At 63.1% G+C, this 12,298-nt stretch carries 15 protein-coding genes and 1 pseudogene; 3 read left to right on the top strand and 13 right to left on the bottom strand.

Annotation, left to right across the window (positions count from 1 at the left end; genetic code table 11):
* Positions 1-187 (bottom strand): annotated as a pseudogene (locus EA473_RS16560) (IS6 family transposase); the annotation flags it as partial.
* A 50-nt stretch (positions 188-237) separates the two neighbouring features.
* Here EA473_RS16560 and EA473_RS16565 point away from each other — a divergent pair.
* Entirely contained in the window at positions 238-849 is a 612-nt protein-coding gene (locus tag EA473_RS16565; RefSeq protein WP_124196765.1) for a TRAP transporter large permease subunit, read from the top strand.
* A gap of 213 nt (positions 850-1,062) precedes the next feature.
* On the opposite strand, the gene EA473_RS16570 is transcribed toward EA473_RS16565, so the two are convergent.
* From EA473_RS16570 to EA473_RS16600, 8 genes are all read right to left on the bottom strand, one after another.
* Positions 1,063-1,692, bottom strand: a complete 630-nt coding sequence (locus EA473_RS16570; RefSeq protein WP_124196766.1) for an HAD family hydrolase — start codon at positions 1,690-1,692, stop codon at positions 1,063-1,065.
* Between the two features lie 43 nt (positions 1,693-1,735).
* Positions 1,736-1,888: a hypothetical protein gene (locus EA473_RS22380; protein ID WP_165875309.1), complete on the bottom strand. Its 153-nt coding sequence runs from the start codon at positions 1,886-1,888 to the stop codon at positions 1,736-1,738.
* A 50-nt stretch (positions 1,889-1,938) separates the two neighbouring features.
* Positions 1,939-2,328, bottom strand: coding sequence for an LWR-salt protein (gene lwrS, locus EA473_RS16575; RefSeq protein ID WP_124196767.1), 390 nt, complete (start codon positions 2,326-2,328; stop codon positions 1,939-1,941).
* A gap of 7 nt (positions 2,329-2,335) precedes the next feature.
* Positions 2,336-2,617: a 4a-hydroxytetrahydrobiopterin dehydratase gene (locus tag EA473_RS16580; RefSeq protein ID WP_124196768.1), complete on the bottom strand. Its 282-nt coding sequence runs from the start codon at positions 2,615-2,617 to the stop codon at positions 2,336-2,338.
* Between the two features lie 74 nt (positions 2,618-2,691).
* Complete coding sequence (hemA, locus tag EA473_RS16585; protein WP_124196769.1) at positions 2,692-4,020, bottom strand: glutamyl-tRNA reductase; 1,329 nt, start codon at positions 4,018-4,020, stop codon at positions 2,692-2,694.
* A complete protein-coding gene (locus EA473_RS16590) occupies positions 4,017-4,676 on the bottom strand; it encodes a precorrin-2 dehydrogenase/sirohydrochlorin ferrochelatase family protein (RefSeq protein ID WP_124196770.1) in 660 nt (219 codons plus the stop codon). The genes hemA and EA473_RS16590 overlap by 4 nt, the downstream gene beginning before the upstream one ends.
* Before the next feature lie 27 nt (positions 4,677-4,703).
* Complete coding sequence (ahbB, locus tag EA473_RS16595; protein ID WP_124196771.1) at positions 4,704-5,846, bottom strand: siroheme decarboxylase subunit beta; 1,143 nt, start codon at positions 5,844-5,846, stop codon at positions 4,704-4,706.
* Between the two features lie 43 nt (positions 5,847-5,889).
* Entirely contained in the window at positions 5,890-6,306 is a 417-nt protein-coding gene (locus EA473_RS16600) for a DUF5778 family protein (protein ID WP_124196772.1), read from the bottom strand.
* A 161-nt stretch (positions 6,307-6,467) separates the two neighbouring features.
* Between EA473_RS16600 and uppS the strand changes: the two genes are divergently transcribed.
* Positions 6,468-7,439, top strand: a complete 972-nt coding sequence (gene uppS / locus EA473_RS16605) for a polyprenyl diphosphate synthase (RefSeq protein WP_124196773.1) — start codon at positions 6,468-6,470, stop codon at positions 7,437-7,439.
* A gap of 198 nt (positions 7,440-7,637) precedes the next feature.
* Here the strand turns inward: uppS and EA473_RS16610 are convergent, their stop codons facing one another.
* From EA473_RS16610 to EA473_RS16625, 4 genes are all read right to left on the bottom strand, one after another.
* Positions 7,638-8,267, bottom strand: coding sequence for a hypothetical protein (locus EA473_RS16610; RefSeq protein WP_207890205.1), 630 nt, complete (start codon positions 8,265-8,267; stop codon positions 7,638-7,640).
* Positions 8,268-8,273: 6 nt separating this feature from the next.
* Positions 8,274-9,623 (bottom strand): RNA-guided endonuclease TnpB family protein, encoded by a 1,350-nt coding sequence (locus EA473_RS22385; RefSeq protein ID WP_165875310.1) that lies wholly within the window; start codon positions 9,621-9,623, stop codon positions 8,274-8,276.
* 70 nt (positions 9,624-9,693) lie between these two features.
* Positions 9,694-9,903 (bottom strand): hypothetical protein, encoded by a 210-nt coding sequence (locus EA473_RS16620; protein WP_124196774.1) that lies wholly within the window; start codon positions 9,901-9,903, stop codon positions 9,694-9,696.
* 286 nt (positions 9,904-10,189) lie between these two features.
* On the bottom strand, positions 10,190-10,795 hold the full coding sequence (locus EA473_RS16625) for an undecaprenyl diphosphate synthase family protein (RefSeq protein ID WP_124196775.1): 606 nt from the start codon (positions 10,793-10,795) through the stop codon (positions 10,190-10,192).
* A 164-nt stretch (positions 10,796-10,959) separates the two neighbouring features.
* Here EA473_RS16625 and EA473_RS16630 point away from each other — a divergent pair, with 164 nt between their 5' ends.
* Entirely contained in the window at positions 10,960-12,291 is a 1,332-nt protein-coding gene (locus tag EA473_RS16630) for a DUF92 domain-containing protein (RefSeq protein ID WP_124196776.1), read from the top strand.
* Positions 12,292-12,298: the final 7 nt, after the last annotated feature.

Below are 12,298 nucleotides of genomic sequence, written 5' to 3' on the forward strand. Positions count from 1 at the left end.
TCCAAATTGCGCCGTGAGAACGGTCAACGCCGAGTAATTCGAGGACTGCAACGACCTCCCGAACCGACAATCCCATCGAATGCAGACGCACCGCGAACACCCTGACGGGTGTCGGGGTGCGCTCGTTCTCCCAAACCTCATCACAATCCACGTCTAAGGTCTCTCTGAGCAGGTTGGCGAGTTGCATTGGACACTTCTCGCCACCACCTGCTCGTTCCTCAAACTCTCATCTAGACAGTGCCCTCCGGGGGTGTCCTCATTATAGCGGCAATTCTCGGGATGATCGTTTGCATATTACTGGGTCTTGGAATGCCGACGACTGCCGCATACACGATCGTCGCGTTGCTGGTCGCTCCCGTCTACGTCAACGAATTTTTCCTGCCGGAGCTAGCCTCTCACTTCTTCGTCTTCTACGCGGCCATTTTAGCTGGTCTGACGCCCCCAATTGCGACATGCGTCGCTGTCGCTTCCGGTATCGCGAAATCGGGCTTCTGGAAAACCTGCGCCGAGGCCATCAAAATCGCGGGTCCACTCTGGATAATTCCGTTCTCGTTCCTGTATCATCCGTATTTCGTCGATGGTAATTTCAGTTCAGCCACACTCATTCTGGCAGGGATAATCCTTGTCGGATCTGTCTCGGTTATTTACGGTCTCAACTATCCCTTCACGTACCGGACGCACACGAATCTCCTCTTTCGAACGTTTTTCGTGGTGTTCGGAGCGATCACTATAGTACACCCGTCAACCTATATACAGGCCCTGGGAATCGGAGCAGTGATTGTATTGACGGCTCTACATAGGTCGAGTACGTTCATCAAGCCAAAAGCAATATCGAAAGAAGGCGTGTGACTAATTTCGACGCCAATTCGTTTTACCTTTCTCCTTCTAACTGCGTATCGAGCAAATCCGTTCGGAAGTGATGGAAAACGAGACACAGATCCATGATGAATAGGATGAACTAGACGCTGCTCGTAGAAATTTTGTCTTCCCGTTGATGAGTCGAAGCCACTCGAGGTCGTCACCTGTAGTGACGGGCTTTCGTGCTCCCTGAACCAACTTGTATTATGGTAGTTCGTCGAACGACTGGACGCGGTAATCGCCGAGGACGCACTGGCCGCGACGGTCGTGTCCGACGCGCTCGACGTGGATGGCGTCGAGTCCGGCGTTCCAGGCCGCGCCGACGTCGTTCGCGCCGTCGCCAGCCAGCACGCCGCGGTGACCGTTGTTCGCGACACCGAGATCGGCCATCACCGACTCTACCGGCTCCGGGTCTGGCTTCCAACCGGTCTGTTCGGTACAACAGAGGCGGGCGTCGAACCAGTCGCCGATACCGACGTTGTCGAGGACGGGTCCACAGAGGAACTCCTGACAGTGGGTGACCAGTCCGATCGGCGCGTCGAGGTCGGCGACGAACTCGGCGTCGTCGTGGAGGTAAGTCTGTTCCGCCCGGACGAGCGGATCCTCCTCGGCGTGAAACGCCTCCCAGAACTCGAGCGGGTCGATTCCCCACGCCTCGAGTTGGCGATCGCGGGACCCGGTCAGGCCGTTCCAGATGATGTCCGCCTCCTGATCGGTAAACTCGCGACCGATCCGGTCGCCGACGCTGTCGAACACCTCCCGGGTGTACGACCACTCGACGTCGACGAGCGTCCCGTCGAGATCGAGCAGCCAGAAGTCGTATTCGGACACCATTGGGGACACAACAGTACGGTGTTCTCGAGTAAATGTCTGTCGGTCAGTCGAACAGGTCGGGCAGTCTGAGGACGGACTCCCGGTCGCCGATATCCGTCCGCCGCCAGCGCTGATACCCGTTCGCCGCCAGCGCTGATACCCGTTCGCCGCCAGTATCGACGCCCGATGCCGGTCGCCGATCCGGCTGGCGATTCACGCTTTCGGTCGACCGAACCGGCCGACTGCGACCTCGAGAACCGGGCGGCATCAATCCGCCTCGGTATCGACGACCCGAATACTCGAGCCGAGGTATTTCGTGAGCACTTCCGAAACTGCGTCGGCGTTGAACGGCTCGAGATCGTCGGCAATCGCCGCTTTCAGCGTCTCGAAGTACTCCTCGTCGACCTGAAGTTCGCGGAAGGAAACGGATTCGACGGGGAGGTCGAGCCACTCCTCGGCGAGTTGGCGGCCGTGTTCTTCGTCACCGACCTCGCCCCGCCAGAGCGTGTTTCGGAAGAACAGCCAGTCGCCGGTGCCCGGTTCGGCCGCCTCCAGAAAGACGGTGACCGTCGTCTCCGCCGTGTTCGGATCGAGAGAGACGAACTCCCGTGCGGGCTCGAGTCGAACCTGTGCCGTGAACACGTACTGTCCGTCCATCTCCGATTCAGGCGTTTCGTTCGGACTCGATCAGCTCCGCCATCTCGAGGTCGTCGTCGGTGATGCCGCCTTCCTCGTGGGAGGTGAGTCGGATCTCGACTTCCTTGTATCCGATGACGATTTCGGGGTGGTGAAACTGGGACTCCGCGATTTCGCCGACCATCTGGGCGAAGTTGACGCCGCGGAGGTAGTCGTCGAACTCGTACGTTCGGACGATTTCGTCGCCCTCGCGGCTCCACTCCTCGGGGAGTCGATCGTCTACGTCGTCGTCTGAGAGTACGTCACCCATGCTCGGTCGGACGGATGCCAGTCAAATAACGATTGTGCCAGCCGCCCCGGCCGGGCAATTAACCGAATCGGCGATCAGTCGTCGTCGGCCGTTCCGATCCGAAGATCGGAGCGACCGTTCGCATCGATCAGCGACGGCGAGCCGCCTTCGTCGCCGAATTCGGGATTGAACAGCTGGAGCGCGGTGTCGATCGTACACCAGTCGTCTTCGGCCGCCGCCTCCCGAAGGCTCCGCGTCGGCGGGGCGAGTAACTGACTCACCAGCGCGTCGGCCATCGATTCGACGACCTCCCGCTGGTCCGGCGTCAACTCCCCGTCGAGTCGCGAGAGCGCCGTCTCGAGCTCTCGTTTTTTGATCCGTTCGGCGGATTCGTACATCGCGGCGATGACCTCGTCCGCGCGGGCTCGCTTGTACTGTTCACAGAGCAGGTCGAATTCGCGGTCGATCATGGCCTCGACCTCCCGGGCCGCGTCGACGCGTTGCTCGCGGGTTTCCTCGGTGACCGACTCGAGGTCGTCGAGGTCGTAGACGGTGACACTCGACAGCGCATCGGTCGCCGGGTCGACGTCGCGGGGCTGGCCGAGGTCGACGATCACCCGGTCGTCCTCGTAGCCTGCATCGCCCATCGCGACGTGGGCCGGTTCGAGTATCGGTTCCCTGCTGTTGGTTGCCGTGACGACGACGTCGGCGGCGGTCACCATGGTCGCGAGGTCGTCGAGCGAAACGGCCCGGGCGTCCGTCTCGAGCCCATCGATCAGATGCGTTGCGTTGGAAACGGTCCGGTTGGCGACGACGAGTTCGTCGACGTCGGTCTCTGCGAGGCTGCGTGCCGCGAGTCGACCCATCTCGCCCGCACCGACGACCACCGCACGCGCCCCCGCGAGCGGGACGGTCTCGGCGGCGAGCTTTACTGCGGCGGAACCCAGCGAGACGACACCCTCGTTGATCTCCGTCTCCGTCCGCGCGCGTTCACCGACGTGGATCGACTTCGTGACGGCGGCCTCGAGCATCGAGCCGATTCCGCCGGCCGCCCGGGCGTCTTCGTAGGCGGTTCGGACCTGACCGCTGATCTGGTCTTCGCCGATGATGACCGACTCGAGACCCGCCGCAACGCGAAGCAGATGTTCGAGACTCTCCTCGTGGTCGGTGAGAACGACGGCCTCGTCGTCGACAGCGGAGAAGAACTCCTCGAGGGTGGCCCGGCCGACCGCGGCGTCGGAGCCGACGACGTACGCTTCCACGCGATTACACGTCGAGAGGACGTAGGCTTCGTCGATTCCGGGAACCGAGAGCAACCGCTCGACGCCAGCGCGCTGACTCTCGGGGCTCGCAGCGGCGAGTTCGTCGACGGATGCGCTGTCGTGAGAGACGCGTGCAGCCGTGACGACGCCCGAGGGGATCACTGGCGTTCACCTCCGTCGGGGAGTTGCTCGTCGAGTACGTCCTCGATCACTTGCCGGTTGTTGGAAGCACCGCTACGTAAAGCTGTCCAAACCGCCGGATCGTTGACGACGTCGGTGACGATCCGCCGCCGATGGTCGGGATCGACCTCTCGCGCTTTGAGCTCCGATCGAAGCGCCCCGCACAGCGTCGCCATCTCGCCGGCCCCCGAAATCGACTCCTCGAGTTCCCGTCGGAGGTGCTTGCTCACTGCGGGTGCGGTCCCACCGGTCGCGACCGCGACGACGACGGGATCGTCCCGGACCGTCGCCGGCACGACGACGCTGCCGGGATCACGTCCGCTCGAGCGATCCGCCCGGTTGAGGAGCGTTCCGCGGTCGGCGGCGGCGGCGGCGATCGCGTCGTTGACCGCCTCGTCGTCGGTCGCGGCGACGACGAGCGCCGGTGCGGTTCGCTCGATCCACGACGCCACGTCGTCCGGACCGGGTTCCGCCCGGATCAACTCGGCGGAGCCGAACGATCGCTCCCCGAACGTCGGGCTGACGACGACGACGACGTTCGCCTCGCGGGCGAACCGACGGGCCTTCCGCGCGCCGACCGGTCCGCCCCCGAAGACGAGCACCGTCGCGTTCGTGAAATCGTGAAGCAGTGGAATCATCGGATAATCGCTACTCGGTGGGCGTCGCTACGCCGATCTCGTGTTGGCGTCCGCCCGCTCGGCCAGCCGAATGCCGGTCTTTTTCAGAATTTGGGTCGAAAACAGCGAGTCCCAGTCCTCGTCGGTGACGTTCCAGTGGTCGGCCATCGTCTCGCGGACCTGTTCGATCCGTCGCTCGCTTTCGGCCTCGCTGCGGCCGTGTGTCATCGCGAAGAAGTTGTACGGCCAGACCCCCTCGTGGCGCGGCCGTTCGTAACAGTGCGTGACGAACGGCAGCGACGCGATCTCGGGACCGACGTCGCCGACGAGATCGTCGGGAACGTCCCAGACCGTCATCCCGTTTTCCGTGTAGCCGAGGGCGTAGTGGTTCGGAACGACGCCGATACGACGAATCTTCCCCTCGAGGTCGAACCGTGCGATCGTCTCGAGCACCCAGTCGGTCTCCTGGCCGATCGCCTCGGCGACGTCGGCGTAGGGCGTCTCGGTGAGCGAAAGACCGTCCTGAATCTCGAGGACGAGGTCGCGTTCGGCGGGTGAGAGCCTCGAGTCACCGCTCGCCGTGACGGCGGGTCCCATGCCGGAGCAGTCGATCCCCGCGGCGTCGTTCCTCTCCAGTTCGCCGCCACGGTCCTCGGCCCCGGCTCTGGCCGCGTCCTCGCCGTCCGCGGTTCCGGATCCGGAGAGCGGCCCGTCGACGTAGAACTTCGCCTCGACGCGGAACTCCCGTTGCTTGGGCAGGTTGTACGTCTCCCGGCCGGTCTCGTCTTCGATCTCCTCGAGGACGGCCTGAACCCGCGTCTCGTCGGCGACGCTCACGACGAACCAGACGTTCAGGTGGGGGTGTTCGCGCTCGTAGTTGTGTGCGACTTCCCGGTGGGCGTTGACCCGTTCGACGATTTCGTCGAAGCGGTCCTCGGGGGCGTGCATGGCGACGAGTGTCGCCGCGCCGCCGATCTCCTGGGCGTTGACGAGCGGCCCGAATCGGGAGAGGACACCGCGATCGTCGAGGTCGCGAATCGTCTCGAGCAACCCCGTGGCGTCGATGTCGACGCCCCGCTCGCGCATGGCCGCAGCGGCCGGGCCGAACGGCCGCTCGACGACGGGGAATCCGCCCTGATAGGCGTTGACGACCGCCCGCTCACGGCGCGTGAGGTCGAGGTCGGTGTGCATACGAACGTTTCGGCAGTCCCGGGACATAAGCGAACCGGACCGGTTACTCGCCTTCGACGCCGGTGACGTCGTAGCCCAGATCCCGGACGTCCTCGAGGATCGCCTCGTGGTCCGCACTCGCTTCGTAGTAGACGACGACGTCGAACGACCCTTCTCGCAGGAGTTGCTGACACTCCCAGACGAACTCCTCGTCGTCGAGGGTCAGCCCCTGGTGCTGGTTCGAGGAGAAGTCGGGATCGTCGTTGCCCGAGTAGACGTAGCACTCTTTCGGATCGTGCCCGGAGTGTTCGGCGACGATATCTCCCACGTCGATCGTCGCCTGCATCATCTGTACGTCCTCGCTTCCGTCGTACTCGGTGTGAAGAACCAGCCCGTTGAGTTCGATCTCGCCTGGCTCTAAAAGTGCTTTCGTCCGCCGGTAGAGGTCGTCGTCGATCGGACTCGAGTTCGCATCAGCCATCGCGTAAACCCAGGCCGCCTGTACTGATAGCCGTCACGATTCGGCGGTGTCCGGTTCGACGGTGGCGCCGTCACTCGTCGATGGGGTTGGTGTGTTGACGGTTATCAGTGGCGGAGATTGACACACAAGACACATAATCGTCGGTATCATCAAGTCGACCGATGAGGCGGTGGTTCCGGCAGTACGTCGATGCGGCCTACGAGCGGTTGCTCTCGCGTGAAATCTCCGGCGCGCCGACACACGTGGCGGTGATTCAGGACGGCAACAGACGGTACGCTCGTCGCAACGGGGGAGATGCCCACGACGGCCACCGCGCCGGCGTCGAGACGACCGAACGCATCCTCGAGTGGTGTAACGACGTCGGGGTCGAGGAGTTGACGCTCTATACGTTCTCGACCGAGAACTTCGATCGGCCGGCCGAACAGAACGAAGCGCTGTTCGATCTCCTCTGTGAGAAACTTCGCGAGTTCGCCGACGCCGAACAGGTACACGAACACGAGATCTGCATACGCGCGATCGGCGAGACGGAGATGCTTCCCGAACGCGTCCAGAACGCGGTCGATTACGCCGAGCGTCGCACCCGCGAGTACGACCGGTTCGTCCTCAACATCGCACTCGCCTACGGCGGCCGCTCGAGGCTGCTCGAGGCCACCCGCGGCGTCGCCGCCGACGTCGAGGCGGGCGACCTCGAACCCGACCAGATCGACGTCGAGACGATCGAGCGGCGGCTCTACGACCGACCGGTCCGTGACGTCGACCTGATTATCCGGACCGGCGGCGACGAACGCACCTCGAACTTCCTGCCGTGGCACGCCAACGGCAACGAGGCGGCCGTCTTCTTCTGTACGCCGTACTGGCCGGAGTTCTCGAAAGCCGACTTCCTCCGGGGAATCAGAACCTACGAACACCGGGCCGAGTCCTGGCGGCGAACCCGCGCTCGCAGGGCACTCGCCCTCCTCGCTGCGGTGAGCGAACCGGACCTGCCGGAAGCCCGCTCGATCGTCGACCGCTTCCGGGACTCGCTGCCGACCGCCGAACGCTCCGACCTCGAGGCCATCGAACGCGCCGACGCCTCGAACGAGAACGGGCAAGGAGTCGAGGGGATCGACTCGAGCGGACGGGCGGCCGACTGATACCGATCGCTGTCGCTGTGTCCCGGAGCGACCGCGGGACAGCGCCCGATCGCTTCGGACCCGACTGACAGCAGTCCGTCCGAGACGGTCCGATGGACTCGTGGCTCGGTCCAACCGCGACCGCCCGGCGACCCCACCGGCGAGACGGCCCAGCAGATCGCATCACAGTACGAGAACGTCTCACAGTACGAGAACGTCTCACAGTACGAGCAACAGTACTCCGTACGCGGTCGCACCCACCGCGAACGGCCAGAATCGACTCTCCCGCGTTCGAGGAAGTTCGTCTTTGATCGAGTTGAAGACGATGCCGCCGGTCAGCAGGCCGAGCAGGGTCGTGAACGCGACGTCGGAAAGCGCGTACGCCGCACCGACGCCGGCACCGAGGACGACCGCCGCCGCGAGGACCCACTTGCCAAAGCGGCCATACAGGTCGCGGTGGTGGTGTTCCATCGCTTCGTCGTTTCCGAAGAGGTGAAGCGCCATCGCGATTCCAAACAGCGCGACGTTGTCGGTTCCCGTCTCGCCCCGGACGAGCGCGTAGCCGATGAACGCGTTGTAGACGGCGAAGCCACCGACGTGTACCCAGAAGACCGGTTCCTCCGTGAACGACCCCAGTTCGCGCCCGAATTCGTGAGAGCGCGACAGCGCCGCAAGCCGCTCGAGGCCGTAAAATAGCGCGAGTCCGACGAACGCGACGGCGTAGACGTGGTGTGCCGCAAGCGACCAGACGAACAGCGTGACGCCCTCGAGTGCCTCCTGGCGCTCGTCGAGTTCGGGCAGCAAGTGTACGAACGCGTGAAGTACCGCGGGCGCGGTGGCCCGCGGCATCCGTGTCTACCCCTCGCTGGGCGCAACGGACTTTAATTCCCTTCGCACTTGCTCCCCGCTGGAAGCTTGTGCCGCCGTTCCGCGGCGATTAACACCCGAATCAAATATTGGTCCGTGAGGGTCGGCCCCTCCACCAGGGCCCGATACCGTCCGTCTCACCTTCGTTACTCGCGGAAGGGTGTTGAGAGACGGCACAGTCTCATCTCTATCCCACAGCCACTCCTGACATACGCACACTGCTGCTTTCCGATCTGCATGATCCTGGAACGAACACGCCGTACACTTGAACCGCTTCTTCCTGCGGTTTGTACGAGCTTTGTGCAAGCACTCAGTGCATGGGCAACGCTGACTCGTGTATTCAGGATCGACGTCTTGGCTTGGGATGGCGTTCCAAGCGGCTTTGTACGTGATGAATTCGCGTAGTTTAGCGAATGGGAGGCTGTGGAGGCGTCGATTCATTTTGGTGCCGTAGTCGATGTCGTCTCGCATGTCTTTGAGGTCTTCAAAGACAACAACCGGTGTATCGAACTGCGAGAGCCACTCGACCACGTCCCGTGAAACCTTGTGAAGCTGATCGTGAACGAAGTCCCGTTCCTCAGTCTGCACGACCGCATCCATCGCACTCTGTCCCGCCTCTTGCATACGCTTGCGTTTCGTGAAGAACTCGTGACGCACACGCTTGATATCGGGATATTCGATGACCGTGGAATCGATGACGCCGTCTTCACGGGTCATGGCGGCGAGTGCGATGCAGTCTTCGTTGATATCGACACCGACGATCGTTTCAGCGGTATCTGGTGAGGCAACTGTGTGCGTTTCGTGAGTAGTGGTGACGTGAAGCCGCCATTCGTCGTGTTTGTACACGAGTTCGGCAGTGCCGACACGCCAGTCAACGCTGGTAAGTGCAGTCTTTACTCGTTCGAGGTGATCTGGGCTGCCCTGGAGGGTGCCGCGAACGAAGTGCCGTTTCTTGTAACTGATGCGGAACTCAACCTCTCCATCTTCGTTGAGTGTGAGGGCGTACCCTTCATTGTGATTCATCCGCACCGGGTACGGCTCATCGATGTATGTTCGCGGCCTGCCCCAGTCAAGGCGATCGTTGTCTTTGTGTTCGTGGTAGGTTTCGATCTCTTGGAGAGCCTTCTCGATGAGTTGTTGGGTGGTGTTTTTGACGTGGATAGCGCGTTCAGTGACGGGATCTTCGATGTCGTCCCAGTTCCACCCTTGCCGGTCGAGGCGGTTGACTTCGTTACGGATGCGTCTGGCTTCAAGCGACGCCTCACGCAAGTTGGCAGGCTCACCCTCGGTAATGTCGAGACCGAACGACAGCGAGCGGGTGAGTGCTACCTCTTGCATATGTCTATCATTGTGATAACCCATTGTAAAACTACAGATCCGCAGTGAGAGTTGCACTGAGTGACGGCATTCAGCCCCGGGCACGGTGGCCCAGGGCACTCTGCCTGTTACCTCTGTAGACGATCGAGACGCCTCCGGTCAGCGAGAGCAGGTTCTCCCTCGAGAGACCGACCGAATCGGGGAGCTCGTCGGGCAGCAGGTGGACGGTCGCGACGATCGCCACGAGAACGACGACGAGAATCGTCTCGCTGTCGACCGCCGTCGCGAACGCGGCGGGCATCGTTCGCAACTGTCACCGTGAAGACTGCTTTCGCTTACGGTGCACCTGCCGGGTGGACGCCGGGCTCGACTTCGGACCGTCCCGACGTCGTCCGGCATATCGTCGGTGTCGGATTCGCGGATCGACTCGAGACGATTGAGAGGCGGCACTTCGAGTGCCGATGATGGTACTTGAACTGCCGCTCGAACCGACGCGAACCCCGACTGCCGCTCGAATCGACGCGAACCCCGACTGCCGCTCGAATCGACGCGAACCCTGACTACCGGCGGATTGATACGAAATTCGATCATCGGCCGAACCGTCGCGATCGGTTGCAGTACTCCCTGACGGCTCGCAGGAAGTCCCGTCTCCGAAAGTCCCGCCAGTTGACGTCCGTGAAGTACAGTTCGGAGTAGACCGACTGCCAGATCATGAAATCCGAGAGCCGTTCGGCCCCGGTCTTGACGACCAGATCCGGTTCCGAGGGGAAGACGAGGTGTTCTTCGACCCGTTCGTCGTCGATCTCCTCGGGATCGATCTCCCCGGCCTCGACGCCCTCTGCGAGCGTCCGGACGGCGCTCGTAAACTCGTGTTTGCCGCCGAGACCGATACCGATCTGTATCGGTGCGTCCGCCGTCGTCCGGTCGTCCGGGCCACGGACTGCTACGTCACGCGGCGCGTCGATCTCCTCGAGGTCGCCTCGCAGCGCCGGAACGGCTTCGGCATCGAGGACGCTGACGTAGACGGTTACCCGCGTCGCGTACTCGAAGGCCCACTCGAGACAGTCGGCGAGCGTCTCGTAGCCGCCGGGTTCGAGCAGATCGCGCTCGGTGATGACGAGTGCGACGTGATCGGGGGGGTCCCCCTCGTGGCGTCGAATTCGACGAGCGAGGTAGCGTTCGTACAGTCCCACGCCTTCGCTTTCCCGATCCGAAACTATACAGGTTCCGGGACGTGTCCGCCAGCTGGTTCGTCGGTGAGAACGAAAGGGGCCAACAGATGCGCTGAAACGGACTAAATCGACGCGGCTCCCGTTCGGGAACCTTCAAGTAACCGCCACAGAAAGACACCGGTATCGTGACAACATCCGTTCGACGAGCCGCCGTCTTCGCGGCGCTCTGTACGCTTTCGCTCGTCGTTCCGCTGTTCGGACCGGTGGTGGGAGCCGCGGTGGCTGCGGTCACGCTACTGGGTGCGTTCGCCATCACCGACGGTCCGCTGTTCGACCTCCTCGCCTACCCCGGCGATTACGAAGACAACCGGCTCTACGGGCTGATCACGTTCGTCCTCGCCGGAATCGCACTCGGGCTCATCGCGGTAACGTCGTCGATGTCTCTCGCCGTCTTCGTCGGGACCGTCTTCCTCATCGGCTACGGCAACGTCGCCGAACAGATCGCTCGAACGCGTACGGACCACGACGTCGTCGTCGTAACCGTCTTCTGTCTGGCCGCGACGGCCGCCGCGGTGGTCGGTCACGCGGGAACGCTAGCGATCGAAAACGTCCCGCTCGAGACGGTCGCACCGACGATCGTCTTCCTCGCGGCCAGTGGCGCGTTACTCGCCGCCTTGCTCCGCGACGTGTTGTTGCTCTACGACGATCCGGTCGTCATGCTGTCGGTGGGGCTTCTCCTGTGGCTTCTCGCCGAACTCGAGCCCGCGATCGGTTCGCTCGAGATCGTCGCCGCGATCGCGGTCACCATCGCGCTGGGATACGTCTCGTATGCGCTCGATACGGCGTCGGTCGCGGGGATGTTGACCGGCGTCCTCCTCGGACTGGTGACGATCGTCCTCGGTGGCTACGGCTGGTTCGTCGTCCTCATCGCCTTCTTCGCGCTCGGGGGGCTCTCGACGAAGTTCAAGTACGGCCGAAAGGAGGATCTCGGCGTCGCCGAGGACAACGACGGCGCACGCGGAAGCGGCAACGTTCTGGGTAACGCCGCCGTCGCGCTCGTCGCCGTCCTCGGATACGCCGCCAGTTCCGCGTTGCTTCTGCCCGGAAACCCCGATCCCGGTCTCTTCCTGTTCGCGTTCGCCGGCTCCGTCGCGACCGCGATGAGCGACACGTTCTCGAGCGAGATCGGGAGCGTCTTCGAGACGCCGCGGTTGATCACGACTCTCGAACCCGTCGAACCGGGTACCGACGGCGGAGTCACCTGGCAAGGCGAGGTCGCGGGACTGGTCGGGGCCGCGATCGTCGCCGCGATCTCGTACGCACTGTTTCCGGAAGTCGACGCCGTCGGGGGGGCGATCATCGTCGCCGCCGGCTTCATCGGGATGACCGTCGATAGCCTCCTCGGGGCGACCCTCGAGGGGTCGGTCCTCGGAAATCAGGGCGTCAACTTCCTCGCGACGCTTTCGGGTGCGCTGGTCTGTGCGGTTCTGGTCCTCGCGTTCGCCCTCCTCGGCTGATACGGAT

The organism is Natrarchaeobius chitinivorans (assembly GCF_003841505.1).
Classification (GTDB): Archaea; Halobacteriota; Halobacteria; order Halobacteriales; family Natrialbaceae; genus Natrarchaeobius; species Natrarchaeobius chitinivorans.